At 73.4% G+C, this 26,742-nt stretch carries 24 protein-coding genes; 13 read left to right on the forward strand and 11 right to left on the reverse strand.

Annotated features, from left to right (window positions below):
• Positions 1-16: 16 nt before the first annotated feature.
• From ACN28A_RS31835 to ACN28A_RS31845, 3 genes are all read left to right on the forward strand, one after another.
• A complete protein-coding gene (locus tag ACN28A_RS31835) occupies positions 17-1,822 on the forward strand; it encodes a hypothetical protein (protein ID WP_421401606.1) in 1,806 nt (601 codons plus the stop codon).
• On the forward strand, positions 1,819-3,288 hold the full coding sequence (locus tag ACN28A_RS31840; RefSeq protein ID WP_278061819.1) for an NADH-quinone oxidoreductase subunit NuoF family protein: 1,470 nt from the start codon (positions 1,819-1,821) through the stop codon (positions 3,286-3,288). Before ACN28A_RS31835 ends, ACN28A_RS31840 begins: the two co-directional genes overlap by 4 nt.
• Positions 3,289-3,365: 77 nt before the next feature.
• On the forward strand, positions 3,366-4,268 hold the full coding sequence (locus tag ACN28A_RS31845) for an inositol monophosphatase family protein (protein WP_421401608.1): 903 nt from the start codon (positions 3,366-3,368) through the stop codon (positions 4,266-4,268).
• 141 nt (positions 4,269-4,409) lie between these two features.
• Here the strand turns inward: ACN28A_RS31845 and ACN28A_RS31850 are convergent, their stop codons facing one another.
• Positions 4,410-5,081, reverse strand: coding sequence for a class I SAM-dependent DNA methyltransferase (locus ACN28A_RS31850; RefSeq protein WP_421401610.1), 672 nt, complete (start codon positions 5,079-5,081; stop codon positions 4,410-4,412).
• A 124-nt stretch (positions 5,082-5,205) separates the two neighbouring features.
• Positions 5,206-6,897, reverse strand: coding sequence for a cholesterol oxidase substrate-binding domain-containing protein (locus ACN28A_RS31855; protein ID WP_421401612.1), 1,692 nt, complete (start codon positions 6,895-6,897; stop codon positions 5,206-5,208).
• A gap of 290 nt (positions 6,898-7,187) precedes the next feature.
• Between ACN28A_RS31855 and ACN28A_RS31860 the strand changes: the two genes are divergently transcribed.
• From ACN28A_RS31860 to ACN28A_RS31875, 4 genes are all read left to right on the forward strand, one after another.
• Positions 7,188-8,126, forward strand: coding sequence for a ribose-phosphate diphosphokinase (locus ACN28A_RS31860; protein ID WP_421401614.1), 939 nt, complete (start codon positions 7,188-7,190; stop codon positions 8,124-8,126).
• A 21-nt stretch (positions 8,127-8,147) separates the two neighbouring features.
• The gene (gene rnhA, locus ACN28A_RS31865; RefSeq protein WP_421401615.1) at positions 8,148-8,624 is read left to right on the forward strand and encodes a ribonuclease HI; all 477 of its coding nucleotides are present in this window, start codon (positions 8,148-8,150) and stop codon (positions 8,622-8,624) included.
• A gap of 84 nt (positions 8,625-8,708) precedes the next feature.
• Positions 8,709-9,503 carry a Clp protease N-terminal domain-containing protein gene (locus tag ACN28A_RS31870; RefSeq protein ID WP_421401618.1) on the forward strand — a complete coding sequence of 265 codons (795 nt, stop codon included), beginning with the start codon at positions 8,709-8,711 and terminating at the stop codon, positions 9,501-9,503.
• A complete protein-coding gene (locus ACN28A_RS31875; protein ID WP_421401621.1) occupies positions 9,500-10,933 on the forward strand; it encodes an MFS transporter in 1,434 nt (477 codons plus the stop codon). The genes ACN28A_RS31870 and ACN28A_RS31875 overlap by 4 nt, the downstream gene beginning before the upstream one ends.
• Before the next feature lie 101 nt (positions 10,934-11,034).
• On the opposite strand, the gene ACN28A_RS31880 is transcribed toward ACN28A_RS31875, so the two are convergent.
• Positions 11,035-12,549, reverse strand: coding sequence for a PQQ-dependent sugar dehydrogenase (locus ACN28A_RS31880; RefSeq protein ID WP_421401623.1), 1,515 nt, complete (start codon positions 12,547-12,549; stop codon positions 11,035-11,037).
• Positions 12,550-13,186: 637 nt separating this feature from the next.
• Here ACN28A_RS31880 and ACN28A_RS31885 point away from each other — a divergent pair.
• Positions 13,187-15,721 (forward strand): glycoside hydrolase family 3 N-terminal domain-containing protein, encoded by a 2,535-nt coding sequence (locus ACN28A_RS31885; RefSeq protein WP_421401626.1) that lies wholly within the window; start codon positions 13,187-13,189, stop codon positions 15,719-15,721.
• Between the two features lie 195 nt (positions 15,722-15,916).
• The gene (locus tag ACN28A_RS31890) at positions 15,917-16,663 is read left to right on the forward strand and encodes a DUF72 domain-containing protein (RefSeq protein WP_421401629.1); all 747 of its coding nucleotides are present in this window, start codon (positions 15,917-15,919) and stop codon (positions 16,661-16,663) included.
• A gap of 39 nt (positions 16,664-16,702) precedes the next feature.
• Here the strand turns inward: ACN28A_RS31890 and ACN28A_RS31895 are convergent, their stop codons facing one another.
• Both ACN28A_RS31895 and ACN28A_RS31900 read right to left on the reverse strand, forming a co-directional pair.
• Positions 16,703-17,131, reverse strand: coding sequence for a DUF2267 domain-containing protein (locus tag ACN28A_RS31895; RefSeq protein ID WP_421401631.1), 429 nt, complete (start codon positions 17,129-17,131; stop codon positions 16,703-16,705).
• 94 nt (positions 17,132-17,225) lie between these two features.
• On the reverse strand, positions 17,226-18,137 hold the full coding sequence (locus ACN28A_RS31900; RefSeq protein ID WP_421401634.1) for an alpha/beta fold hydrolase: 912 nt from the start codon (positions 18,135-18,137) through the stop codon (positions 17,226-17,228).
• Positions 18,138-18,214: 77 nt separating this feature from the next.
• Between ACN28A_RS31900 and ACN28A_RS31905 the strand changes: the two genes are divergently transcribed.
• Positions 18,215-18,886, forward strand: a complete 672-nt coding sequence (locus tag ACN28A_RS31905; RefSeq protein ID WP_421401637.1) for a TetR/AcrR family transcriptional regulator — start codon at positions 18,215-18,217, stop codon at positions 18,884-18,886.
• Between the two features lie 80 nt (positions 18,887-18,966).
• Here ACN28A_RS31905 and ACN28A_RS31910 read toward each other — a convergent pair whose 3' ends face one another.
• The 5 genes from ACN28A_RS31910 to ACN28A_RS31930 all read right to left on the reverse strand — a co-directional run bounded on the left by ACN28A_RS31910 (position 18,967) and on the right by ACN28A_RS31930 (position 22,882).
• The gene (locus ACN28A_RS31910) at positions 18,967-19,836 is read right to left on the reverse strand and encodes a DUF72 domain-containing protein (RefSeq protein WP_421401638.1); all 870 of its coding nucleotides are present in this window, start codon (positions 19,834-19,836) and stop codon (positions 18,967-18,969) included.
• Positions 19,837-19,934: 98 nt separating this feature from the next.
• Positions 19,935-20,333, reverse strand: coding sequence for a TraR/DksA family transcriptional regulator (locus tag ACN28A_RS31915; RefSeq protein WP_421401640.1), 399 nt, complete (start codon positions 20,331-20,333; stop codon positions 19,935-19,937).
• Positions 20,334-20,465: 132 nt separating this feature from the next.
• Positions 20,466-21,089: a uridine kinase gene (locus ACN28A_RS31920; protein WP_421401642.1), complete on the reverse strand. Its 624-nt coding sequence runs from the start codon at positions 21,087-21,089 to the stop codon at positions 20,466-20,468.
• Positions 21,090-21,182: 93 nt separating this feature from the next.
• A complete protein-coding gene (locus tag ACN28A_RS31925) occupies positions 21,183-21,971 on the reverse strand; it encodes an ABC transporter permease subunit (protein WP_421401645.1) in 789 nt (262 codons plus the stop codon).
• Positions 21,968-22,882, reverse strand: coding sequence for an ATP-binding cassette domain-containing protein (locus ACN28A_RS31930; protein WP_421401648.1), 915 nt, complete (start codon positions 22,880-22,882; stop codon positions 21,968-21,970). The genes ACN28A_RS31925 and ACN28A_RS31930 overlap by 4 nt, the downstream gene beginning before the upstream one ends.
• A 123-nt stretch (positions 22,883-23,005) precedes the next feature.
• Between ACN28A_RS31930 and ACN28A_RS31935 the strand changes: the two genes are divergently transcribed.
• Together ACN28A_RS31935 and ACN28A_RS31940 are read left to right on the forward strand one after the other, a co-directional pair.
• The gene (locus ACN28A_RS31935) at positions 23,006-24,319 is read left to right on the forward strand and encodes a sensor histidine kinase (protein WP_421401650.1); all 1,314 of its coding nucleotides are present in this window, start codon (positions 23,006-23,008) and stop codon (positions 24,317-24,319) included.
• Between the two features lies 1 nt (position 24,320).
• On the forward strand, positions 24,321-24,977 hold the full coding sequence (locus ACN28A_RS31940; protein WP_421401652.1) for a response regulator: 657 nt from the start codon (positions 24,321-24,323) through the stop codon (positions 24,975-24,977).
• A 20-nt stretch (positions 24,978-24,997) separates the two neighbouring features.
• Here the strand turns inward: ACN28A_RS31940 and ACN28A_RS31945 are convergent, their stop codons facing one another.
• Positions 24,998-25,615, reverse strand: coding sequence for a winged helix-turn-helix domain-containing protein (locus ACN28A_RS31945; RefSeq protein ID WP_421401655.1), 618 nt, complete (start codon positions 25,613-25,615; stop codon positions 24,998-25,000).
• Between the two features lie 193 nt (positions 25,616-25,808).
• Here ACN28A_RS31945 and ACN28A_RS31950 point away from each other — a divergent pair, with 193 nt between their 5' ends.
• Positions 25,809-26,732, forward strand: a complete 924-nt coding sequence (locus ACN28A_RS31950) for an AEC family transporter (RefSeq protein WP_421401657.1) — start codon at positions 25,809-25,811, stop codon at positions 26,730-26,732.
• Positions 26,733-26,742: the final 10 nt, after the last annotated feature.

Raw genomic sequence — 26,742 nt, forward strand, 5'->3', positions numbered from 1 at the left:
GCGTGCCAGCGTCCCCATGAGCTTCACCAGCCGGGGCAGCACACCGAAGCCCGGCGGGGCGGTCGCGGTGATCGTCGTGTCGGCGCTGGCCGCGGTCTGGGCGGCGGCGATGCTGAGCCCGATCGGCGGGCTGGTCAACGCCTACATGTTCGTCTACATGACGTTCTTCGCCGGGCCGGCCACCCTGGTGTCGCTGAGCCTGACCGTGATGATCGGTCTGGTGGCGACCGACCGGATCGTCCTGCTGATCCGGCACCGGGTACTCCTCCAGTCCGCCCACCGGTCGATCGGCATCATCGCGGTCTTCTGCCTGGTGCTGCACGTGCTGACGAAGATCTCGGCCGGGCACGTCAGTGCCGGAAAGGCGCTGCTGCCCTTCGTCGGCGGCGCCAACGTCTACGTCGGGCTCGGCACCATCGCCGGGGCGATGATGGTGATGGTGCTCTGGACCGGTCTGGTCCGGGCCCGGTTCGCCGGAGTCGGCAAGCCCTGGCTGTGGCGGACCCTGCACAGCATCTCGTACGCCGCCTGGCCGATCGCGCTGGTGCACGGCCTCCAGGCGGGTCGGGCCGCCGCCACCTGGGTCACCCTCAGCTATCTGCTCTGCATGGCAATCGTGCTGGCTCTGCTGGGCATCCGACTCTCGGTCACCCTGAACCGCAAGCGCGCGGAGCAGGGGGTCAGCGGCTCGCTCTCCCCGGCCGCCCGTCCCGGCAAGCCGGGGCGGGCGGGCAAGCCGGGTGCGGCCGGCCGGAACAACTCGATGGCGCCGGCCAAGCGCCGGACCGCGGACGAGATCCGGGCCAGCCGGGCCAACTCTCCGGCCCGGGACGCCGGCCGGAGTCGCCGCAGGCGGTGGGAGGACGACACCCTCGGCGGCGGCAGCCGACGCGGCGGCCGGGGCAACCGGTGGGACGACTCCGACACCCTCGGCGGGCGGCGCGGCGACACCAGGTCCCGAGCCAGCCGGGACGACCGGGACAGCTACGGCGGCCGGGACAGCTACGGCAGCCGGGACAGCTACGGCGGCCGGCTGGACGACACCCAGGGCGGTGGCCGGCGTCGCAAGGAGAGCCTCACCGACCTGCGCGGCGGTTCGGAGGCGGCGATCGACGCCTGGGCCCGGGCCGGCGAGTTGGACAGCACGTACGCGCCCCGCAGCCGCTCCGACCGGTTCGCCGTACCCGAGGTGCCGCCGCCCGGCAGCATGTCCGGCGGCGCGGACCCCGACGACATGCCGAGGGACGCCGAGCTGCCCTGGGACAGCCCCCGGCGCTGGGGCGCCGAGGGCGGCGAGGACCGGTGGGATCGTCGGCGCGGTGGCGCGGACGACTCGACGTACGGCCCGCCGCGCGCCTGGGACGACACGGCCGGCAGCGCCGACCGCGACGAGCCGGGATCGGGCCGACGGTCGCGGCGGGACAGGGACGGCACGGACGGGTCGGGCCGGCGGTCGTGGCGGGAGCCCGCCGACGAGCCGACCTCGACCGGCGGCACCGGCCGGGCCGGCCGGCGGCGGGCCGCCGAGGAGGAACCGGCCGACCGTTCCGGCCGGCACAGCCGGGCCCGGGGCGGCGCCGACGAGGCCGAGGAGAGCATCACGGAGTGGGGTCGGGCCGCCCGGTACGAGCCCAACCTGGTCCCCGGAGCGGACGACGACGATGACGACGACGACGGCAAGCCTGCCCTGATCGACCTCGCCACCCGCCGGTCCCGCAGGTCCGACGAGCCGTCCGGCCGCTCCTCCCGGCGGCGGGACGACTCGGACGACCCGGCCGACGACGGTGCGTACTGGACCAGTCTGAAAGGTGATGCGCGGTGAGCCTGACCGCCGTACCCCCGGTCGCCTGCTTCGGCGAGCCCCGGCTCACCGCCGGGTTCGACGAGTTCGGCCGGCTCGACCTGACCGCGCACGAGATGGTGCACGGTGCCGTCAACCCGCTCTCCCCCAAGGGCCTGCTCCGGCTGGTCGAGGGGATCGAACTCAAGGGCAAGGGCGGCGCCGGCTTCCCGTTCGGCCGCAAGTTCCGGGCCGTGCTGGAGTCGGCGGACCGGCAGGACCTGCCGACCGTCGTGGTGGTGAACGCGACCGAGGGCGAGCCCGGTGCCTGGAAGGACAAGGCGCTGCTCACCCGCGCGCCGCACCTGATCCTCGACGGGGCCGCGATCGCCGCCTACGCGCTGGACGCCGACGAGATCGTCATCGGGGTCGCCGACGACGGGATCGGCCAGGCGTCCCTGACCGCCGCGCTGGCCGAGCGCCGGATGCCGGTACGCACCGGGATCGTCACCGTGCCGCACCGGTTCATCTCCGGCGAGGGCGGCGCACTGGTACGCGGCATCAACGGCGAGGCGCACATCCCGCCGGGGCGCAAGGTGCGGGCCAGCGACACCGGGGTTGGTGGCCTGCCGACGCTGCTCTCCAACGCCGAGACGTACGCCCAGCTCGCCCTCGCCGCCCGACTCGGCCCGTACGAGTACGGCACCGTCGGCACCGCCGACGAACCCGGCACCGTGCTGCTCACCGTCACCGGGGCGGCGGGCCGGCCGGCGGTCGTCGAGTGCCCGACCGGCATCCCGTTGAAGGACGTACTCGAACTCTGCGAGACCCCGGAGGGTCCGGGCGTGCTCACCGGCGGCTACCACGGCAAGTGGATCAGCGCGGAGGGCGCGGCCACCGCCGAGGTGTCCCGGGCCGGGTTCGCCAAGGTCGGCGGCGCGCTCGGCGCCGGCATCATCATGCCGCTCAGTGCCGAGGTGTGCCCGCTCGGCGAGGCCGCCCAGGTCGTCACCTACCTGGCCGGCGAGTCGGCCGGGCAGTGCGGGCCGTGCCGGCTCGGCCTGCCCGACCTGGCCCGGTCGCTGGACCTGATCGTCGGTGGCAGCGCCGCCGCCGAGGTGGTCCGGGCGGCGGCCGGTGCGGTGAAGGGCCGTGGCGCGTGCAGCCACCCGGACGGCACGGCCCGGTTCGCCACCTCGGCCCTGGAGATCTTCACCGAGGACCTGGAGGCGCACGCCGCCCGGGGCACCTGTGGCAGGAAGGTGAAGGGCGTCCTCGGGCTGCCGAACGCGGCCGACGCCCCGACCTCCAAGCTGGTGGTGGACTGGTCCCGCTGTGACGGGCACGGGCTCTGCGCCAGCGTGGCGCCGGAGTTCGTCCGGCTGGACTCCAACGGCTTCCCGTCCTTCCCGTCCACCCCGGTGCCGACCTGGCTGGAGGGCGGTGTCCGCAAGGCGGTCCGGATGTGCCCGGCCCTGGCCCTGCGGATGACGCCGGTCAACAACTGAGCCGGCACCGGGCACCCCCCGGACCGGTAGCCGCCCCGGCCGCCGCCCCCGGTGGTCGGGGCGGGGAGGATGGGCCGGTGGACGACGATCTTCTTCTTGCCAGGCGGGCCGCGCTGGCCGGTGCCGCCGTCGGACTCCGGTACTTCGCCGACCTCGGCCGACTCGACCGGGAGCGGAAGCCGGACGGCAGCGTGGTGACCGAGGCGGACCGGGCCGTCGAGGTGACCATCCGGGAGGTACTCGCCGAGGCCCGGCCCGGCGACGCGATCCTCGGTGAGGAGGTCGGGCAGACCGGCAGCGGCGGCGGCCGGCGCTGGATCGTCGACCCGATCGACGGTACGGCCCAGTTCGTCGCCGGGGACGACCGCTGGCTGGTGCTGGTCGCCCTGGAGGAGGCGGGTGAGATCGTCGTCGGGGTGGCAGCGGTGCCGGCACAGCGGACGATCTGGTGGGCCCGGCGCGGCGGTGGCGCCTACCAGGCGGAGATCTCCGGTACGGCGGTGACCGGTGAGCACTCGATCCGCACCGACGTGCCGGCAGCGGCCGCCAGCGCCGCCGGGACGGTGGCCAGCACTGCCGCTGGGACGGCCGATCCTCCCGTCGGCCTTCTGGCTGCCCTTCCGGCGGGCAGCCGGCTCGGGGTGGTGCCGCCGGACGGCCAGGTCTATCCGGCCGAACGGGAGATGATCGCCGCGCTGTCGGCGGTCACCACGACGGTGCCGTGGCGCACCCACGCCGCGCTGCTGGTGGCCCGGGGCGAGCTGGACCTCGCGGTGCAGACCCGGGGGCAGGTCTGGGACTTCGCCGCCACCTCGCTGATCGTGACCGAGGCGGGTGGCCGGTACAGCGGATTCGACGGACGGACCCGACCGGCCGCCGGACCGTCGCTCTTCGCCCGGACCCCGGCGCTGCACGAGGCCGCGCTGCGCCGCCTCGCCGGCACCGTCCGCCCCGAACCGCCGTCGACCGGTGCAACCTGAGCCGCGCGCACCTGAGGGGCCCCGAACCGCCGCCGACCGGAACGGCCCGAGCCGTGCACCTGACGGCGACGCACCTGACCGGCGACGCAGCCGTGCACCTGACGGCGGCGCACCGGACCGGCGACGCACCGGACAGCGGGCTCAGGCGGGGCGGCGGGCGCGTGCGGCGAGGACGATCGGGGTCGGGCTGCCGCCCTCGGCGAACCGCTCGAAGGTCAACCCGGCGTCCAGGAACATCTGCAACAGCTCGGGCAGCGGCCAGTGGGTCGCGCCGACCTTGTCCCGGATTCCCCGGTCGGTCCAGGACTCCTTCGTCCAGTTGCTGTCCCGGTAGCCGGGGCGGATCAGCACCGCGTTCCGGTCGGTGCGGTCGGCGAAGCCACCGCAGAAGCACGGGTGCACGCCGACGTGCACGAACACCCCGCCGGGCGCGAGCACCCGGGCCGCCTCCCGGAGCACCGCGGCGTATCCGGGCATGTCGGTGTGCACCATCACCGCGACGACCGCCGGCAGTGTGCCGTCGGGGACCGGCAGCCGGCCGGCGTCGGCCCGGACGGTCGGCAGGCGGTCCCGGGCGTACCGGAGCATCCCGGCGGAGAGGTCCACCCCGATCGGCTTGCGGCCGAGGGCGCGGACCTGCTCGGCGTAGACGCCGGTGCCGCAGCCGATCTCCAGGCAGGGGCCGTCGCCGGGGCCGAGCAGCAGCCGCAGGGTCCGGGCGATCTCCAACTCGTCCTCGGCGAGGGCCCGCTGGGGCAGGAACTCCGCCTCGTACCAGTCGGCGATCTCGTCGTACGCCGCGCCACCCCGCATCGCTTCCTCCCCCGGTCGGCCGGACGGTGCCGGTACCCATTCCCGCATCCCGGCGCGACGCGGGCCAGCCCTGTTCGCTCAGGGCGCAGGACGACCGGGGTGAGCCGGTCGGCGCCGACCGGGGTCAGGACGTCGCGGGCAGCAGCACGTCGAGGAAGGCGTTGCTGAACACCCGGTGCGGGTCGTGGCCGTTCAACTGTTCCACCGCCCGGTCCCAGGTCGGGTCGGGCGCGTGCCGGTAGGAGTCCGGCACGGTCCGGGTCAGCATCGTCGGGTCGGCCCAGGCGGCGGCGTCGGTGTAGCCCCAGCCCTTCGACCACTCGACCCGGCAGCCGGCGTACGAGCCGGTGTAGTTGCCGAAGAAGAAGTTCTCCATCTCGCGGTAGAAGGCGTGTGCCCGGGGCGCGGTCGGGAAGGTGAGCACGTCGAACCAGACCACGCAGTCCCACTCCGGGTGGTCGGCCCGGGGCCGGGCCGCCGACAGTGCCGGTGGCTGCGCCCCGGGTACGCCGACATCGGCCGCCCGGTCCACTCCGGCGACCCGGATCTCCACCTGCCCGGTGACCGGGAACTCGCCCCGGGACTGGTACGCGGCCAACTGCCGCCGGTAGAACCGGGCGAACTCGTGCACCACCCGCTGCACCGAGCCCCGGCTGGTGTGCACCGCGTACCCGTTGGCGGTCTCCCGCAGCGTGGTCGGCTTGACGTAGAGCAGCAGGTTCTTCGACGGACCCCACAGGTCGGTGGCGAGCGTGCCGGTCAGCCCGGCGGCGGCGGTGGTGTACTGCACCTGCCCGAACGTCGGGGTGAGTTCCCAGGCCCCGCCCAGCAGCTGCTCGGCCAGCTCGGAGACCGGCTCGGGGACGTTGTCGGAGAAGACGTAGTTGTACGGGGTGAGCACCGGCCGGGAGGTCAGCGGCCGGGTCGGGCTGACGCTCCAGACCTTCAGCCACGGGTTGTCGGTGAAGGCGAACCAGATCGCCTCGACCCGCCCGGCCGCCGCCACGAAGCTGGTCAGGGTGCGCCCGCCGGTGCCCGGGGCGCCGAACAGCTCGGCGGCCGGGATGTCGACCCGGCTGACGCACCGGAGGTTCTGGTTCGCGCCGACCCGCAGCGTCACCTCGGTCACGAAGGCCCGGCCGACATGGGTGAGCAGCGCCGCGCACTCCGGGTCGGCGCGGTCGAAGGTGCGCAGCACGTACCCGTCGGTCGCCGCGTCCCAGACCACGGCGGTGAGCGAGAGGATCAGGTTGCTCAGCGTCCCGTAGCTGTGTCCGGGTGCCGGGGCCTCCCCGTCGGCCGGCACGCTGGTGCCGTGTCCGTTGATCGCCAGCACCCCGCCGACGCTCAGGTCGCCGGGGGCGGGGGTGTTGGTGACGCCGAGCCCGTGCTCCTCCAGGAAGGCGAGGAAGTCGTCCATCGAGGCGCCGGTCTGCACCCGCACCGCCGCCGGTGCGGTGGAGAGCACCGCCATCGAGGTCAGGTGCCGGGTGGTGTCCACCAGCACGGTGCGGCCGGCGGCGCCGTCGGCGGGCAGGGTCAGCGGCGCCCAGGTGTGCCGGTAGCCACGGGCCCGCACCTGGTAGCCGTTCCGCCGGGCCCAGTTGGTCACGGCCAGCACGTCGGTCGCGTCGCGCGGGGTGCAGGTCCAGACACCGTCGGCCTGGATCTCCCCGGCCCAGTTCCGGTACGCCTCGCGCCGCACCGGCACCTCGGCCGGGAAGTCCGGCGGTGCCGCCGGCTCCCCCGGCGTCCACAGCGTGCCGAACGCCGTCGCGGCGGACGCCTCGAGGAAGCCACGTCGGGTGAGAGCCATCTCGTTCCCCCTCCAGCTCGGACATGGTCGGCGCCGGCCGCGAGGTGTTCGTTGCCGGCGCGAAACGATCGCGCCATACCCCCGGAGCCGTTCGACGGAACTCGATCTGCCGGACGATCGGGTTCGCTGGGCAAACCGACAACACCGGCAACCGCCGTCAATCGCCACACTCCATCGTCGGTGCCGGCACACCACCGGCAGACCGGCCACGGCGTGCCGGCCGGCGACACGGGAACGCCACCGGCGTCCCAGGTCCGGCCGGCCGGCGGCCGTTTCACTAGAGTGGCCCCGTGCGTGACATCGCGGTCTTCACCGGCAGTGCCCACCCCGAACTCGCCACCGAGATCTGCCACCACCTCGGCGTTCCCCTGCTGCCCACCCGGATCTCCCGGTTCGCCAACGACTGCCTGGAGGTGCAGTTGCAGGCGAACTGCCGGGAGCGGGACGTCTTCCTGATCCAGCCGCTGGTGCCGCCGGTGCAGGAGCACCTGGTCGAGCTGCTGCTGATGCTGGACGCCGCCCGGGGCGCCTCGGCGGGCCGGATCACGGTGGTGATGCCGCACTACGCGTACGCCCGCAGTGACAAGAAGGACGCCCCGCGCATCTCGATCGGCGGACGGCTGGTCGCCGACCTGCTCAGTACGGCCGGAGCGGGCCGGATCCTGGCGATCACCCTGCACTCGCCGCAGGTGCACGGCTTCTTCAGTATCCCGGTCGACCACCTGCACGCGCTGCGCGAGCTGGCCACGCACTTCCGGGGCTACGACCTGACCGACACGGTGGTGGTCTCGCCGGACCTCGGCAACGCCAAGCAGGCCGCCGCGTTCGCCCGGCTGCTGAAGGTGCCGGTGGCGGCCGGGGCCAAGCAGCGGTTCTCCGACGACAAGGTGGTGATCAGCACGGTGATCGGTGACGTGGTCGACCGGGACGTCATCGTGCTGGACGACGAGATCGCCAAGGGCAGTACGGTCTTCGAGCTGCTCGACCGGCTGCGCGAGCAGAAGGTGCGCAGCGTACGGGTGGCCTGCACGCACGGGCTCTTCGCCGCGCAGGCGCTGCGCCGGCTCTCGGCCGAGCCGGACGTCGCCGAGATCGTCTGCACGAACACGGTGCCGATCCCGGCGGGCGACCACACCGACAAGCTCACCGTGCTCTCCGTCGCCCCGGCGCTGGCCGAGGCGATGCGCAGGATCCACAACGGGGAGTCGGTCAGCGCGCTGTTCGGCTGACCGGGCGGGTATGTTGCCCGGGTGACAGAGCAGTTCGTGCAGATCTTCACCGACGGCGCGTGCAGCGGTAACCCCGGTCCCGGCGGCTGGGGCGCCGTGCTGCGGTACGGGACGGTGGAGAAGGAACTCCACGGCGGCGAGGCGGTGCCGACCACGAACAACCGGATGGAGCTGATGGCGGCCATCCAGGCGCTGGAGAGCCTGACCCGACCGGTGGCGGTGCAGATCTACGTCGACAGCACCTACGTCCGGGACGGCATCACCAGGTGGCTGCCGAACTGGAAGCGCAACGGCTGGCGGACCGCCGCGAAGCAGCCGGTCAAGAACGCCGACCTGTGGCAGCGGCTGGAGGCCGCGGCCGCCCGGCACCAGGTGCGGTGGCACTGGGTGAAGGGGCACGCGGGGCATCCGGAGAACGAGCGGGCGGACCAGCTCGCGGTCCGGGGCATGCGGGAGGCCGTCGCCGACCGGGGCCGCCGGCCGGGCGTACCGGTCTGAGCGTCCCGGTCTTCGGCACCATCCGGACGACCACTCAGTCAACCGGAGGTTGACGATCCGCCTGCGTCAACTTACGGTTGACGCATGGAACGCCTACCGGTTCGTCTCGACGACCTCGTCGAGTACGTCCGCCGCCAGCATCCCGCCGGGGACCCCCTCGACCGGGTCGCCGACGCGGTACTCGTCGGCGAGTACCTAGGTGACCTCGCCGACCACCTGATCGGACACTTCGTCGACCGGGCCCGCCGTTCCGGTGCCTCCTGGACCGAGATCGGGCAGAGCATGGGGGTCAGCAAGCAGGCCGTGCAGAAGCGCTTCGTGACCCGGCGGGCCGAGCAGGACGACGCGATTCCGGCCGGCGTCCTCGCCCGGTTCACCGACCGGGCCCGCAACGTGGTGACGCAGGCCCAGGCCGAGGCCAGGTACGCCGGCAGCGCCGAGGTCGGCACCGAACACCTGCTGCTCGGCATCCTGCACGAGCCGGCGGGCCTGGCCGGCCGGGCGATCACCGCACTCGGCGCCTCCGCCGAGCAGATCCGGGCCGGCGTACCCGGGACCGCCCCCGCCCCCACCGCAGCCGACGCCCGCACGCCCGCCGAGCCGGTGCGGCCCGGCGAGCCGGTGCGGCCGGCGGAGGGCTCGGGCCACCTGCCGTTCTCCGCCGGAGCCAAGCAGGTGCGGGACCGCACCTTCGCCGAGGCGCTCCGGCTCGGCCACAACTACGTCGGCACCGAGCACATCCTGCTCGGCCTGCTGGCCACCGAGGACGAGCCGGGCGCGCGGATCCTTGTCGAACTCGGTGTGACCCGGTCCCGCGCCGAGGAGTGGATCGTCGACACCCTGCGAAAGCTGTCCCGCTCGGCCAGCTCAGGCAGGTGACCACCGCGAAGGCGGCCTCCGCGACCCCGGACCACGGGTCCTCGACCGACCGGGCGGCCCGGCGGGACCGGGACTTTCCACTCTTCTGGGCCGGGCAGGCGCTCTCCGCACTCGGCGACGCCTTCTCGCTGCTCGCGGTGCCGCTGCTGGTGCTGGAGGCGACCGGCTCGGTGGCCCGGATGGGTCTGCTGACCGGGCTGGTCGGCGCGGCGTCGGTGGGAGCCGGGATCGTCGCCGGTCACCTGGTCGACCGGGTGGACCGCCGGCTCCTGCTGCTCGGCTGCGACCTGTTCCGGGCCGCCGGATACGCCAGCATCCCGCTCGGCTGGCTCCTCGGGCCGCAGCTCTGGCTGGTGTTCCTGGTCGCGCCGGCCTGCGCCGCCGCCGGAATGATCTTCCAGGTCGGCTACGTGGCCGCCGTACCGGCGCTGGTCGGCCCCGACCGGATCACCCGGGCGAACGGCCAGCTGTACGCGACGTACGCGGCGGCCGGCGTCGTCGGTCCGGTACTGGCCGGCCTGCTCTCCGCAGCCGTCGGTCCGACCGCCGCGATCGCGATCGACGCCGGCACCTTCGCGCTGGCCGCGCTCGGCCTCTGCTTCGTGCGGCTCCGTGTCCCGGCGGGACACCGCGCCCGGGGCATCCCTGCCGCCAGCAGCTCAGACGGGTCCGACGATTCCCTCCCCGTGCCCGGAGGCAACACCGACCCTGCCGACGGCAACGGGCGTTCCGACGGCACCGACCCTGCCGACGGGACCGACGGCTCCGGGCGTTCCGGCGGGGTGCACCGGTCCGGCTTGGCCGACCTGCTGGTCGGGGTGCGGTTCCTGTGGCAGAATCCGGTACTGCGCGCGCTGACGCTCCTGCTGTCGGTGCTGACCTTCCTGACCATCGGGTTGACCGACGTCTTCGTCTACCACGTGAAGCACGATCTCGGCCGCTCCGACAACACCGTCGGGCACGTCCTCGCCGCCGCGGCCGGCGGCACGATCGTGGCCGCCCTACTTGTCGCGCCGGTCCGCCGTGCGCTGGGCTTCGGCGCGTGCTGGATCGGGGCGTACGCGCTGAGCGGCCTGGCCGTGGCCGGCGTCGGACTGACCCGGCAGGTACCCGTGCTAGCCCTGCTGGTCGCCACCTACACGTTCGGGACCAGCCTGGCCGGGATCTGTTCGATGTCGTTGCGCCAGCAGGTCACCCCGGAGCATCTGCTCGGCCGGGTGACCTCGGCGTTCTGGACCCTGCACTCCGCGCTCGGGCCGCTCGGCGCGACAGTGCTCACCGGCGCGGTCGCCCGGTACGGCAGCGCACCCGTCTGCCTCGCCGCCGGGCTCGCCTGCCTCACCGTCGCCGCCGTCGCCACCACGACCCCGATCCGCGCGCCGCGCCCGGAACTGGTTCCGGACCGGGCGACCGGTCCCCGCCCCGGCTGAGTCGACCGGGCAGCGTCAGAGCGTCCATGCGGCGTCAGGGCGTCCGGGCAGCGTCAGGGCGTCCGGGCAGCGTCAGGGCGTCCGGGCGGCGCCGGCCGGGGTCAGGGACTCGTGCAGGTGAGTTCGCCGGGCGGGTTGTTGGTGCCGTTCCACGAGCCGGTGAAGCCGAACGTGGCCGAGGCGTTGGGGCTGAGCGTGCCGTTCCAGCTCACGTTCCGGACCGTGACCGACGATCCGCTGGCGGTCAGCGTGCCGCTCCAGAGCTGTGTGATCGTCTGCCCGTTGCCGAAGGTCCACCGCACGGTCCAGCCGTTCAGCGTGCCGGTGCTGGTGTTCCGGACCGTCACCTCGGCCTGGAAGCCGCCCTGCCACTGGTTCGTCTGCCGGTAGGTCGCGGTGCAGGCACCGCCGGACGGCGGCGGGGTGGTGGTGGCCGGCGGGGTGGTGGTCGGCGGCACTGTCGGCGGCAGGCTCGGCGTCGGCGACGAGGTGGGCGGCCGGGTGGTCGGCGGTGGCGTCGCGTCGAGCGGCGGGAACCGCAGGATCCGGTCGTCGGTGGCGGCCGGGCTGCCCCGGCCGTCCCGGTTGCTGGTGGCCACCCAGAGCGATCCGTCCGGGGCGCGTTCGACGGTACGCAGCCGGCCGTACTGGCCGGTCAGCCTGGCGATCGGGCTGCCGGAGACCCCGCCGCTACCGTTCAGCGGTACCTGCCAGAGCCGGGTGCCGCGCAGGGCCGCGACGAAGAGCATGTTGCCGTCGATGGTGGCACCGCTCGGTGAGGCTTCGGCCGTCGTCCAGGTGACGATCGGGTTGCGGAACCGCGGGTCGTTGCCCTGGCCCTCCACTGTCGGCCAGCCGTAGTTGCCGCCCGGCACGATGTAGTTGACCTCGTCCCAACTGTTCTGCCCGAACTCGCTGGCGTAGAGCCGGCCCTGGGCGTCCCAGGCGAGTCCCTGCACGTTGCGGTGACCCATGCTGTAGACGAGCGAGCCGGCGGTCGGGTTGTCCGGCGGGGCGCTGCCGTCCGGGCGCATCCGCAGGATCTTGCCGTTGCGGCTGGACGGGTTCTGCGAGTTGGCGGTCTGCCCGGCATCGCCGACGCCGGCGTAGAGCATGCCGTCGGGGCCGAAGGCGATCCGCCCGCCGTCGTGGAAGTTGGCCCGGGCCAGCCCGGTGAGGATCGGGGTCTGGGTCTGCGGCGCGTCGAGCCGGAACCGGACGATCCGGTTGTCGCTGGCCGAGGTGAAGTAGGCGTACACGTAGCGGTCGCTGGCATAGCTCGGCGAGACCGCGAGACCGAGCAGCCCGGCCTCACCGCCGGGCGAGACGCCGGAGATGGTGGCGACCTGCTGCGGGCTCTGCCCGGGACGGATCTGCACCACCCGGGCGGTGTCCCGTTCGGCGACCAGTGCGCTGCCGTCGGGCAGGAAGGCCATTCCCCAGGGAGCCTGCAGGTTGGTGGCGACGGTCTCGGGCCGGCTGAAGTCGAACTCTCCGGCGGCCCGCACCGCGACCCCGTCGCCCGGCGCCGCCGTCGTGTCGGCGACGGCGAGTCCGGCGCCGCCGAGTACGACGGTCAGTGCCGCACCGGTGACGAGAAGTCGACTGCTCCTCATGTCGCACCTCCAGGCGGACGAGACTCTTCCGTGAGCACGACTGCCCGACAAGGCAGAGATGATTGTCAATGTAGCACCGGCGTCGGTACGCGGTCTAGATCAGCTCGCCGAGGGCGGACGAGCCGGTCCCCGCCCGGCCGGCTCGCCCGCGTCCTCGGCGGGTCACCCCGCCCGTCGCACCCGATGCGCCCCCCGCCGCACCGGAAAGTGTCCAGCCGGCACCCGCACACCGGAGATGGCCATCACTTCCACCGGACTCCGACCCAGAGTGTGGGATACGGTTCTGCTGGTTCTAGGAGTAGCCACCGCCATCCCTTCGCACGCGTCGCCGTCGCCGCCGACGCGCTCGCGGCAGCGGCCGGAGGTCCCCCACCCGGGCGGAGCCGGACGATCCGCAAACTTTCGGGTGCCCGCCCGATAATTCAGTGTGATGCGGCGCACGCTACGACGCCGTGAACCTACGGTCAAGGCTTGCGCCCTCCGGAAACCTCCAAGCTACTTTCCGCGAGGTACCCTCTCGACGCGGGCCGGACTTTCCGGAAACATGTCGGAAGTACATGTGCGCCCGCGTCCAGATCGTCGGTCCGGCGTGCGGCGGCTCCGGAAGAGTTCAGCAACAAGCGACAGGAGTCTGCTCGTGAGCAGCAACCGCAATGCCGCCGACCCGGGTCGGACGACGATCGAGGTCGAGCGGCTTGAGGTCACGGGGGTGCACGACGGGCATCCGCACGACGGAGAGCTCACCGCTGCCCGGACCGGCCAGGAGGTGGCGCCGGACGGCGACGCGGCTCCCGGCGACCTGCCCCGCTGGCAGGACCCGCGACTGCCCGTGGCCCGACGGGTCGAGGACCTGCTCGGCCGGCTCACGCTGGAGGAGAAGGTCGCCCAGCTGTACGGCGTCTGGGTCGGTGGCGACTCCACCGGCGAGGACCTGGCGCCGCACCAGCAGGAGATGACGAGCGAGGCACCCGACTGGCGGTCGATGATCAGTGCCGGCCTCGGCCAGCTCACCCGCCCGTTCGGCACCGCACCCATCGACCCCGCCCTCGGCGCCCGCGCCCTGGCCCGGATGCAGCAGGAGATCGTCGCGGCCAGCCGCTTCGGCATCCCGGCCGTCGCGCACGAGGAGTGCCTGACCGGCTTCATGACCTGGAAGGCGACCGTCTATCCCACGCCGCTGGCCTGGGGTGCGACCTTCCACCCCGAGCTGATCGAGCGGATGGGCCGACAGATCGGCTCGGTGTTGCGGATGGTCGGCGTGCACCAGGGGCTGGCGCCGGTGATCGACGTGATCCGCGACCTGCGCTGGGGACGCTGCGAGGAGTCCCTCGGCGAGGATCCCTACCTGGTGGCCACCCTCGGCACCGCGTACGTCCGGGGCCTGGAGTCGACAGGCGTGGTCGCCACCCTGAAGCACTTCGTCGGCTACTCCGCCTCCCGGGCGGGCCGCAACCACGGTCCGGTCACAATCGGCTCCCGCGAGCTGGCCGACGTGCTCCTGCCGCCCTTCGAGATGGCGTTGCGCGACGGCGGCGCCAGGTCGGTGATGCACGCCTACAACGACGTCGACGGCGTGCCGCCGGCCGCCGATCCCGAGCTGCTCACCGTGCTGCTCCGGGACCGCTGGGGCTTCACCGGCACCGTCGTCGCCGACTACTTCGGGATCAGCTTCCTGCACCGGCTGAACAGCGTCGCGGCCGACCTGACCGAAGCGGCGGTGCTCGCCCTGACCGCCGGGGTGGACGTCGAACTGCCGGCCGGCCACGCCTACGGCACCCCGCTGCTCGAGGCGGTCCGGGCCGGCACCGTGCCGGAGTCGCTTGTCGACCGGGCGGTCACCCGGGTGCTCCGGCAGAAGTGCGAACTCGGCCTGCTCGACCCGGACTGGTCACCGGTGCCGCCCGTGCTCGCCGACGGCGCCGAGCGGAGCAACGGCGAAGTGCCTGGCGTCGTCGAGGGCTCCGTCGACCTCGACCCGCCGGCCAACCGGGCGCTGGCCCGCGAGATCGCCGAGGAGTCGGTGGTACTCCTGACGAACTCCGACGCACTCCCGCTGCGCCCGCAGAGCCGGATCGCCATGGTCGGCCCGCTCGCCGACGACGTCGCCGGAATGCTCGGCTGCTACACCTTCCCCAGTCACGTCGGCCCGCAGCACCCGGAACTGCCGGAGGGTGTCGAGGTCCGCACCCTGCTGGCCGCGCTCCGGGCCGAGATGCCGGAAACCCCGATCAAGTACGCGCCCGGCGGCACCGTCGACGGCCCGGCCGAACTCGACGCCGAGGCGATCAGCGCGGCCGCCGCGGTGGCCGCCGAAGCTGACGTCTGCGTCGCGGTACTCGGCGACCGGGCCGGACTCTTCGGCCGCGGCACCTCCGGCGAGGGCTGCGACGTCGACGACCTGCGCCTGCCCGGCGCCCAGGCCGAACTGCTGTCGGCGCTGCTGGACACCGGAACCCCGGTGGTGCTGGTGTTGCTCGCCGGCCGTCCCTACGCGCTCGGCGACACCGTCGACCGGCTCGCCGCGGTGGTGCAGGCGTTCTTCCCCGGCGAGGAGGGCGGGCCGGCGGTGGCCCGGGTGCTCAGCGGTGCGGTCAACCCGTCCGGCCGGTTGCCGGTGAGCATGCCGCGCACCCCGGGCGGCCAGCCGACCAGTTACCTCAACCCGACGCTGGGCCAGAAGACCGAGGTCAGCAGCGTCGACCCGACCCCGCTCTTCCCGTTCGGCCACGGCCTCTCGTACACCCGGTTCAGCTGGCCGGAGGTGTCGGTCGAGGGTGCGGCGCCGGACGGCCCGGTGGAGGTGCCGACCGACGGCGAGGTCACCGTCTCGGTCTCGGTCCGCAACGACGGCGACCGGGCCGGCGCCGAGGTCGTGCAGCTCTACCTGCACGACCCGGTGGCCCAGGTGAACCGCCCGGTGGTCCGGCTGATCGGGTACGCCCGGGTGCCGCTCGAACCGGGCCAGAGCCGGCAGGTGGACTTCCGGGTGCACGCCGACCTCTCCTCGTTCACCGGCCGGCTCGGCTACCGGGTGGTCGAGCCCGGCGACCTGGAACTGCGGCTCTCCGCCTCCAGCGACGACCACCGGCACACCGTCCCGGTCCGGCTGACCGGGCCCGAGCGGCGGGTGGACCACCGGCGGCAGTTCGTCGCCGAGGTGACCCTGCACTGAACCTGCCGCACCGTGCCGGCGCGGCCGGTGCGCCCCGACCTCCCCCTGCGGCGGTCTCCGCCGGAGGGGGATCGAGAGGGCTCGCCGACCGGCCCGCCCGGCGCCCCGATGGTCGGCGGTCGGGGCGCCGGGCCCGCCCGGTCCGGTGGTCGCTCGACGTGTGGCGGGGCGGCCGGGCCGGCATACTGACCGGAGATGATCCTCGTCGGCACCTCCGGGTGGCAGTACCGCGACTGGCGGGACCGGTTCTACACCGGCCTGCCGCAGCGGCGCTGGCTGGAGCACTACGCGGAACGGTTCGGCACGGTCGAGGTGAACAACGCCTTCTACCGGCTGCCCGAACGGGACGTCTTCGCCGCCTGGCGTGCCCGTACCCCGGACGACTTCTGCGTGGCGGTGAAGATGAGCCGCTACCTGACGCACGTGAAGCGGCTGCGGGAGCCGGCCGAACCCGTGGCCCGGTTCCTCGACCGGGCCACCGCGCTCGGCGACCGGCTCGGCCCGGTGCTGGTGCAACTGCCGCCCAACCTGCCCGCCGACGTCGCGGCGCTGGCCGAGGTGCTGGCCCGGTTCCCCGCCGGGGTGCGGGTCGCCGTGGAGCCGAGGCATCCGTCCTGGTGGACGGCGGAAACCCGGCGGGTACTGGAACGGTACGGCGCGGCCCTGTGCTGGGCGGACCGGCGCGGCCGGCCGGTGACCCCGCTGTGGCGTACCGCCGACTTCGGCTACCTGCGGCTGCACGAGGGCCGCGCCGAGCCCCGCCCCCGGTACGGCAGGGCGGCGCTGCGCTCCTGGCTGGACCGGATCGGCACTACCTATCCCGGTGCCGAGCCGGTCTTCGTCTACTTCAACAACGACCCGGGTGGCGCGGCGATCGTCGACGCCGGCGCTCTCGCCGCGCTCGCCCGGCGCCGGGACGTCCCGGTCAGCCGGACACCCTGACCGCGCCCTCGTCGAGCGGGCATCCCCACCGCACGACTGCTACGGCATGATCGTGGTGAGATCGTTCGGCATGCTCGACCTGACGTCGTCCCACTCGCCCTGGGTTACGTGCCGGCGCAGCGCGTTCAGCACCGTGGTCACCACGGTCGCCGGGCCGCCCTCGACGTCGAACGGGAAGCCGGCCCGCACCTCGTAGAGGAACTCCTCCCGGTTCAGCTTGATCGGGACGACACTCGGGTCCCAGCCCTCGAAGTAGATCCCGCGCACCAGCACCGGCAACTGGGCCGCGAAGTGCACGCTCTCCTGCACCGGCAGCCGATCCCGGAGCAGGTGCAGTACGGTCCGCAGCGCCGCGTACGACTGGTTGCGGCGCTCCTTCGGCCACCCGTACGCCTGCTCGATGTCCTTGAGGATGAGGTTGGTCTTGTCCAGCGACGACTCGAAGACCGAGTACGAATTGTTCGGCACGACTGTTCCCCCGTCCCGGCTCGGCTACTGCCCACCCTTGCCATGCTCGCCCTCCCCCGGGTGAGTCCCGCTCACCCCGGCCGGGTGAATCCCGCTACCTGACGTCGTGTGCCGGTCCGGTCGGGCGCCCCTGCCGGGCGAGCAGGTGGATCTCGTCGGCGTAGCTGGTCCAGTGCTCGCTTGTCACGAAGTGCCCCAGGCCGGGCAGGATGCGTAGCCGAGCGCCGGGTACGGCGGCGGCGATGTCCCGGGCCGCCGCCGTACGCAGCAGAGGGTCACGGTCGCCGTGCAGTACCAGCGTCGGTGCGGCGATCCGGCCGAGCCGGTCCCCGTGCCATTTCGCGCCGACCTGACGGCTCTGCGCCCCGGCGTCCCGGAGGCTGGTGACCCCGTGCGCGGCGTCCCTGTCCACGAACTCGCGCACGTCGCGCTCGTCGACGTGCCGGCCGGGTGCCAGGATGCCGCCGACGGCCACCGCCAGGGCCAGCCGGCCAGCCGGGGTGTCGGGGGCGCGCAGCCGGGCGAACCGCGCCACCGTCGTCAGGCGCAGGTAGCGGAGTACGCCCAGACCCCTCGCGTCGCTCGGCACCGCCGCGGAGGTGCTGACGGTCAGTACCCGCCCCGGGTGGCGGATCGCGATGCGCTGCGCGACCAGTCCGCCCAGGGAGTGCCCGAAGACGTGCGCGCGCGGCCAGCCGAGGGCGTCCAGCACGGCGACGGCGTCGTCGGTCAGCTCCTCGGCGGTGTAGGCGGGGGCCGGGCGCCGGAGCAGGGCGCTGAGCGGCGAGCCGGCGGGGTGGTCGGGCAGGTGGGTGGACTCGCCCGCGTCGCGCTGGTCGTACGCCACGACGTGGAACCCGCGACGCACCAGCTCGCGGACCAGCCCGTCGGGCCACCAGAACCGCGAAACTCCCAGTCCCATGACCAGCAGCAGCGGCTCACCCCCCGCGCCGCCCAAGTCCTCGAACGCGATGCGGATTCCGCCGTTGTCGGCAAAGCGCGTCATCGGGACCCCTCTATTTGCAAACGATGTTCGCGAACACTGTACCCGAGGCGGTAGGCTCGGGTCGACGAGGAGGAGCGGTGCCCGAACACGAATCGACGATCTGGATGCGCCCGGAGCAGGCACCGGTCGGACGCCCCGCCGAGCGCAGCCGCGCGGAGATCACCACTGCCGCACTGGCGGTGGCCGACCGGGAGGGTCTCGAAGCCGTCTCCATGCGGCGCGTCGCCGCCGCGCTGGGCACCGGTGCCGCCTCGCTCTACCGCTACGTGGCCAACCGGGAGGATCTGCTCGACCTGATGACCGACAGCGTCGCAGCCGAGTACGACCTCTCCGCTCCCACCGGTGACTGGCAGGCCGACCTGCTCGCCGTCGGCCGGCAGGCCCGCCGGATCATGCGTCGCCATCCGTGGGTGCCGGCCCTGGTCATCACCCGCCCCACCCTCGGGCCACACGGGATCGACCTGCTCGAGCACGTGCTCGACGTACTCGCCGATCACCCCGCCGCACCGGGGCGGAAACTGGAGGCCTTCGCCCTGCTGAACGCCCTGACCGCGATCTTCGTCCAGAACGAGCTGGCGGCTGCCGCACCCGGCACCCGGCGCCAGGCCGGCTACCTGCGCCACGTGGCGGCCGCAGGCGGCCACCCCCGGATCGCCGCGCTGCTCGCCGACGCCACGGCCGATGACGGCAGACCGGCGGATCCGTTCGACACCGTGCTCGTGGGTGCCCTGACCGGCGTGCTCGGCTGACAGGCCACCGGAGCATCCTCGGCCACCACGGACGGGCCGCGACGTCGCTCAGCCCGCCCGTGGACGAGCCCCGACGTCGCTCAGCCGGCGAGGAGATCGTTGAGCCGCGCCGCGTTCGTCTGGGCGTAGTCGCGATAGCAGTTGTTGAACAACACGTGCGTCTCGGTCGTCTCGTCGGCGAGTTCGCGCAGCTTCGGCGCCCAGTCCGCCAACTCCCGCTCCGAGTAGTGGTAGCCGAACTTCTGGTGGATGTCCTTGCTGGTCCACCTGTCGCTGTGCCCGTGGAACCGGACCACCGCCAGGTCGGCGGTGGCGGCCAGCACCGGCGGCACCGACGAGCGGTGGCCCTGCGGCATGTCGACCGAGACGTACGCCAACTCGTGCTCGCGGAGGAACCCCAGCGTCTCCTCCCGGTTGCCGTCGGCGAACCAGGAGGCGTGCCGGAACTCGAAGACCGGCCGCAGCGGACCGCAGCGCCTCGAAACCTCCAACAGATACTGCTTGTTGTCCCGCTTGATGGTGAACCAGGGCGGGAACTGGAACAGCAGCGCACCGAGTTTGCCGGCTTCGGCCAGCGGCTCCAACGCGGAGAGGAACCGGGTCCACACCTCCTCGTACGCCTGCGCCGTCAGGTCGCCGGGATAGACGTTGCGCTTCTCCGTCTCCGGCCGCAGGTCCTTGTAGAGCGCGGAGACCCGGGTCGGGTGCCCGGTGAGCAGGCTGAACGCCTTGACGTTGAAGGTGAACCCGGCCGGGGTGCGCCCGGCCCACAGCTCGGCGGTCCGCTGCGCGGGCGGCGAATAGTAGGTGGCGTCGACCTCGACGAGCGGAAACCGCTCGGCGTAGTAGGCCAGCCGCCGTTCCGGAGTGTCCGCGCCCGCTGGATACCAGCCCGACTCCAGCAGGGTCCGGTCGGTCCACGAGGCCGTGCCGACCTTGATCTCACCCATGACCCCAGTTCACCCGCCCCGGGCGGGACGGGCAAGCCGAGGGCGGCGCCCGCGACGGGCGGGGCGGTCCACCTGGCGTCGTCGTCTACGGCGTCCGCTCAGGCCGCCCGGCGTTCCCGGGACTGCTTGCAGGTGACACAGGTGGTGGCGGAGGGGAAGATCTCCAGCCGCTCCACCGGGATCGAGTCACCGCAGCCTTCACACCAGCCGTACGTCCCCTCGGCCAGCCGGCTGAGCGCGTGCTCGAACTGGGCCCGCCGGTCGAGGATGGTACGCAGCAGCGACTGTGCGGTGTCCCGCTCGGCCGTCTTCGTACCGCTGTCCGCCTGGTCGTCGCCGGCCGTGTCGCCCACCTCGACCAGCCGGAGCACCTGGCTCTGCGCCAACGTCTCGTCGTACTCGACGGTCAGCTCGTCGTAGCGGGCCTGCAGGGCGCGGCGGATCTGGTCGCTGTCGGCCGCCGAGCGGCGGGTGCCGATTGCCTCATTGACGAGCATGCGCTGCCTGCCTTTCCGTCGAAGGAACGGATGCGGTCGCCTGAACGGTATTGTCCGGGTCGCTCCGTTCTGAGCAGCGCGATTACCCCACCCCCGTCCCCGGCAAACCGCCAACTTCGCCCCGTTGGTGGGTTACTCGACGAGTGCGGGGTGGCGGGGGTCGTCGAGGCGGATCACGATGTCGGCGAAGGTCGTCGGGGCGACCTCGTCGGCGTACCGGGCGAACGCCGGCAGGGTCCACCGCTGCGCCTGCGGAGTACGCCGGGCCAACGCACCGGGCGAGAGCACGAGATGCACCGCCAGGTCGAACGGAAGGCCGCCGCCGAGCAGGATCGACCCGCTCACCAGCAGCACACCGCCGGGCGGCATCGTCAGGTAGTCGGCCCGGGTGGCCCGGTCGGTCTCGGCGTTCCACAGCGACGGCAGGATCCGCCCGGAGCCGGCCGGACCGGCGGGATCGAGTACCTCACGCCGCAGTCCCGGCTCGTCGAGCCAGCCGAGATAGTAGGCGTCCGGATTGGTCCGCCCCTGCTCGTAGCGGAGTGACGCCGGCCGGAGGAAGTCCGCCGCGTCGATCCGTACCGCCGGGCGGCCCCGGACCCGCAGCGGGTCGACGAGCGCGTCGGCGAGCCGGTCCGGCTCGGCGGCCGGCGGCCCGTCGACGGCCACCCGCAGCCAGCCGTCGGCGCGCTCACCGGCCAGCCGGTCGGCGAGCTCCCGCACCAGCAGCTCGGGCGTGATCGGTCGGACCCTCATCCGACCATCCTGCCCCGGGCCGGACCGGGCGAAGCCTGCCGGCCCGCACAGGTGACCCGGCCGACCCGGGCCGGCGGAGGCGAGCGGATCGGCTCAGGCGTCGCGGCGGCGTAGTACCAGGTAGCCGCCGAGCAGCGAGGCGGCGGTCCAGAGCAGGAGAAGGCCGATCCCGGTCCACGCACCGTAGTCCCGGGCCCAGCGGGTCTCGTCCTGCGGACCGGCGAGGTGCAGGATCACCCAGCTCGTCTGGTCCGGCAGATACTGGGTGACCTCACGCAGCCCGGGGATGTTGCCGAGCCCCTGCGAGCCGAGGAAGAAGACCGGCAGCAGCACCGCCAGCGCGCGTACCGGACTGCGCAGCATCGCCGCGACGCCGAGCGCGAAGAGGCAGAGCAGCACCAGGTGCAGGAAACCGCCGACCAGCGCCGGCAGGGCGCCGTCGGCGCCGAGGCCGACGCCGTACCGGCCGAGTGCGGCCTGGGCGGCGAAGAAGCCGACGAGCACGGTGGGCAGCGCGACGGCGGCGGCGAGCAGCGCCGTGCCGAGTACCTTGCCGAGGTAGCAGTGGCCCCGGCGCGGCACCGCGAGCAGGGTGACCCGGATCGTGCCGGAGCTGTACTCCCCCGCCATCACCAGGATCCCGAAGACCACCAGCGGGAGCTGTCCGAGCGTCAGGCCGTAGAAGGCGGGGAACAGCGGGTCGAAATTGAGCCGCTGTGCCGGGCTCTGGGTGGCGAAGCTCAGCCCGGCCAGCAGGCTGACGCCGACGCCGAGGACGACCGTCGGCAGCAGTGTCCAGACGGTCGACCGCAGGGTACGGATCTTCGTCAGTTCGGCCCGCAGCACCGCACCGATCCCGGGGGTCCCCGGCGCGATGCTCATCGTTCGCCTCCGACCGATCGGTACCGCACCGCCGTGGCGGTCAGCCGCATGAACGCCTCCTCCAGGGATGCCTGCCGCACGCCCACCTCGTGCACGGTCAGCCGGTTGGCCGCGACCAGGTCGCCGACCCGGGCGGCCTCGACGTCGTACGCCAGCAGCGCACCGTCCTCCCCCGTCTCGACCCGGATCCCGGCGGCCGCCAGTACGTCGCGCAGCCGTTCCGGCTCGGGGGTACGGATCCGGACCGTCGAGCCGGAGTTCGCCGCCACGAACTCCCGCATCCCGGTGTCGGCGAGCAGCCGGCCCTGCCCGATCACCACCAGGTGCTCCGCCGTCAGCGCCATCTCGCTCATCAGGTGGCTGGAGACGAGGACCGTCCGTCCCTCGGCGGCGAGCCCGCGCATCAGCTCCCGGATCCACCGGATGCCCTCCGGGTCCAGCCCGTTGACCGGTTCGTCGAAGAGCAGCACCGGCGGGTCGCCGAGGAGTGCGGCGGCGATGCCGAGCCGCTGCACCATGCCGAGCGAGAAGGTCCCGACCCGTCGTCTCGACACGCTCTCCAGGCCGACCAGGGCGAGCACCTCGTCGACCCGGGAACGCGGGATCCGGTTGCTCTGCGCCAGCCACAGCAGGTGGTGGTACGCGCTGCGTCCAGGGTGCGCCGACCGTGCCTCCAGCAGCGCCCCGACCGCGCGCAGCGGCACCGGGTGCTCGGGATAGGTGCGGCCGTCGACGAGTACCCGGCCGGCGCTCGGGCGGTCCAGGCCGAGGATCATCCGCATCGTCGTCGACTTGCCCGCGCCGTTCGGGCCGAGGAAGCCGGTCACCTGCCCGGGGCGGATCGTGCAGGAGATCCCGTCCACCGCCAGCGTCCCGCCGTAGCGCTTGCTCAGCCCGTACACCTCGATCACGCCCGTCACGCTAGGCGGCGCCGGTCGCCGGGACAGTCCTCGAAAGTGGGTCACTCCGGTCCACGAACGTCGACGCGTCGCTCGGCATCCCGGCGGGGTTGCCGGTGGACGTAACCTGCTGGCATGCGCCGACACCCGCTGCCCGTCGTCGTACTGCCCGTCGTCGTGCTGCTCGCCGAGACCGGGCTCGCGCTGGCCGGCGCCCGGGAACCGGCGCCGCTGGCGGTGGCCTGGCACGCCGCGCTGGTCGCGGTGGTCGTCGCGGTACGCCACCGGGCCGCGGTCGCCGGGCTGATCGGCGCGCTGCTGCTCCTCGCGCTCTCCGACGGCGGGTACGTGCTGCTGCTCTGGGCCGCCTACCACGCTGGGCGGGAGTCGCTGACCCGGGCCGGCACCGTGATGCTGACCGGGGCGTTGGGCGGTGCGCTCGCCGTGGAGCTGCTGACGGCGCCGGCCGATCCGCGGACGATCCCGAACCTGCTCTCGACGTACCTGGTCTTCGCCCTGCTGCCGGTGCTGGTCGGACGGTACCTGGCCCAGCACGACCGGTTGGTCGCCAGCCTCGACCGGCACAACCGGCAGCTGCGCCGGGAACGGGAACTGCTCGCCGAGCAGGAGCAGCTCCGGGAGCGGCTGCGGATCGCCCGGGACATGCACGACTCGCTCGGCCACCGGCTCAGCCTCGTCTCGGTGCAGGCCGCCGCGCTGGAGGTGGCCGAGCTGCCGCCGGTGCAGCGGCAGGCGGTGCGGCAGCTCGCCGGGGCGGCGCGCGGCGCCCTGGACGAGCTCTACGAGCTGGTGGGTGCGTTGCGCGGCGGGTCCGGCACCGACCGGCGGGCACCGGGGACGGACCGGATCGGCCCGCTGGTGGCGGAGTTCCGGGCCGCCGGGATGCCGGTCGAGCTGCGCGAGGAGGGTGACGCGGTGCCGCTGGCGGAGGTGGCCGGGCAGGCGGCGTACCGGGTGGTGGAGGAAGGGCTGACGAACGCGCTCAAGCACGCCCCGGGGCGGCCGGTGACGGTGGGACTGCGCTGGGAGACGGACGCGCTGCTGCTCACCGTCGACAACCCGCTGCCCGAGGCCGGGGCACCGGCCCAGCACGGGTCGGCCCCGCACGGGCCGACGGGGCACGGGCCGACGGGGCACGGGCTGGCGGGGCACGGGCTGGCGGGGCACGGGCTGGCGGGGCTGCGGGAGAGGGCGGAGCAGGCGGGCGGCTTCGTCGCGTACCGGATCGTCGAGGCCGGGGACTCCACCCAGCCGGACAGCGGCGCCCGGTGCTGGCGGTTGCTCGCGATGCTGCCCGCCGCCGGGCCGGCCGACGAACCCGGGCGGCCGCCCGGACGGCCGGAAATCCGGACCCTGGTCCTCGGGTTCGCCACCGCGGCCCTGATGTTCGTGGCGATGCCGGCGAGCATGCTGCTGGGGGTGCGCTGAGATGATCAGGGTGCTGTTCGCCGACGACGAGCCGCTGATCAGGGCCGGCATCCGCACGGTGCTGGAGTCGGCCGGTGACGTCGAGGTGGTCGCCGAGGCGTCCGACGGCGGCGCGGCCGTCGACGCGGCGCTGCGGCACCGGCTCGACGTGGCGCTGCTCGACATCCGGATGCCGGTGCTGGACGGGCTCGACGTGGTCGACGAACTCGGCCGACGGGCGCCCGGACTGCGGGTGGTGCTGCTCACCTCGTTCGGCGCGGAGCCGAACGTGCTGCGCGCGGTGCAGGCCCGGGTCGCCGGGTTCGTGCTGAAGAACTGCACGCCGGAGGAGCTGATCCGGGCCGTCCGGGCCGCATACGACGGCGACGCCTACCTCTCCCCCGCGATCACCCGGCTGCTGCTCGGCATGGTGGCGCCCGAACCGGCGCAGCGGGAACGGCAGCGGCAGGCGCGGGACCGGCTGGCGGCGCTGACCGTCCGCGAGTCGGAGATCCTGCGCCTGGTCGCCGAGGGTCTGTCCAACGCGGAGGTGGGCCGGCGGCTAAGGATGACCGAGCTGACCATCAAGACCTACGTGAGCCGGATACTGACCAAACTCGACTGCACGAACCGGGTACAGGCCGCCCTGCTGGCCCGGGACGCCGACCCCACCCCTTGAGAACCGGACCCCGACAGGGATCAGGCGTTGCGGTCGACCGTCACCACGGCGTCGTCGGCCAGCCGGTAGCCGACGCCGTAGACGGTGGTGATCAACGGTACGTCGCCGACCTTGCCGCGCAGCCGCCGGATGTGCACGTCCACGGTGCGTACCCCGGTGTGCTCGTAGCCCCAGACCGCGGTGAGGAGCTGGAGTCGGGTGAAGACCCGGCGGGGGTGCGCCACCAGGTGCATCAGCAGGTCGAACTCCAGCCTGGTGAGCGGCAGCGGTTCGCCGCCGAGCAACACCGACCGGGAGGCGGCGAGGATGTGCAGCTCGTTGGCACCGGTCGCGGTGGAGGTGCCCGGCCGGGCCGCAGTACGCGGCGCGGCGGCCTCGGCGCGGCGCTCCGGCTGGCCGACGAAGCCACCGCTGATCGTCGCCTCGCCCCGTTCGACAAGTTCGCGGGCTGCCTCCAGCAGCCGACGGGCCGGTGCCGTCAGCACCTCGTCGTTGCCGACCAGCGGGATGCTCAGTGTCACCGTCAGTGTCGGCGCGCCCGACCCGGCGGGCCGGCGGGACGCCCCGGGCGGTCGGCCGGGGCCGACCGGCTGGGCGCTGTGCCACCCGGTACGCGAGGAGGCGGGGCTGACCGACATGGTTCTCCTTGGCTGCTCCGGGTGTTCCCCCACGGCCCGAACCGCCGCTGACTCGATGCTTCCGGGCACCGGGGCGAGGGTCAAGGGGACACGACGATGCATGAATGTGACAATCGACAAACTCAACGAAATCACTTGCTCGCTCTTAGTACCAGATCCGTTCGCGCTCCGCACACCCGGCAGGATGGTCAACATGCGGGGGGTGCTGACGGGATTCGGCGTGATCTGGTCGGTGACCCTGGTCGGCTACCTCGTCGGGCGGTACGACCTGCTCGGCCCGCACGGCACCGCCGTCATCGCCCGGCTGGTCTTCCTGATCGCCACCCCGGCACTTCTCTTCGGCACCCTGGCCCGGTCCACAGTGGCCGATCTGGCCACCCCGGCGCTCGCCGCGTTCGTGTTGAGCACCGTGATCGTGGCGGTGGTCTATCTGCTCGTCGCGCACTTCGGCTGGCGCCTCCCGGCCGGCGAGGCGACCGTCGGGGCGATGTCCGCGTCGTACGTCAACGCCGCGAACCTGGGGCTACCGGTCGCCGCGTACGTGCTCGGCGACGTCTCCTTCGTCGCCCCGGTGCTGATCTTCCAGGTGCTGCTGGCGGCACCCCTGGCTCTCGGGGTACTGGACGTGACCACCACCGACCGGGGGCTGTCGGTGCGCCGGCTGGCCCTGCTGCCGACCCGCAACCCGATCATGCTCGGCTCGGCCGGCGGGGTGCTGGTCTCGCTCTCCGGCTGGCAGCCACCGGCCGAACTGCTGCGCCCGTTCGACCTGGTCGGCTCGGCGGCCGTCCCGCTGGCCCTGCTCGCCCTGGGCATGTCCCTGCCGGGCAGTCGCCCCCTGGCACCGGGTCCCGGGGCGGCCCAGCGGTACGTCGCCGTCACACTCAAGATCGTCGTGCAGCCGGCGGTGGCGTACCTGATCGCCCGGTACGCGCTCGGACTGACCGGGCCGGCCCTGCTCGCCGCCGTGGTCACCTCGGCGCTGCCGACCGCACAGAACGTCTTCGTCTTCGCCACCCACTATCGGCAGGCGCAGTCGCACGCCCGGGACGTCGTGGTGCTCTCCACAATCGTCGCCGCCCTCTCGCTCACTGCGATTGCCGCCCTGCTCGGCTGAGCCCTGGCCG

Source organism: Plantactinospora sp. WMMB782, from assembly GCF_049179135.1.
GTDB lineage: Bacteria > Actinomycetota > Actinomycetes > Mycobacteriales > Micromonosporaceae > Plantactinospora.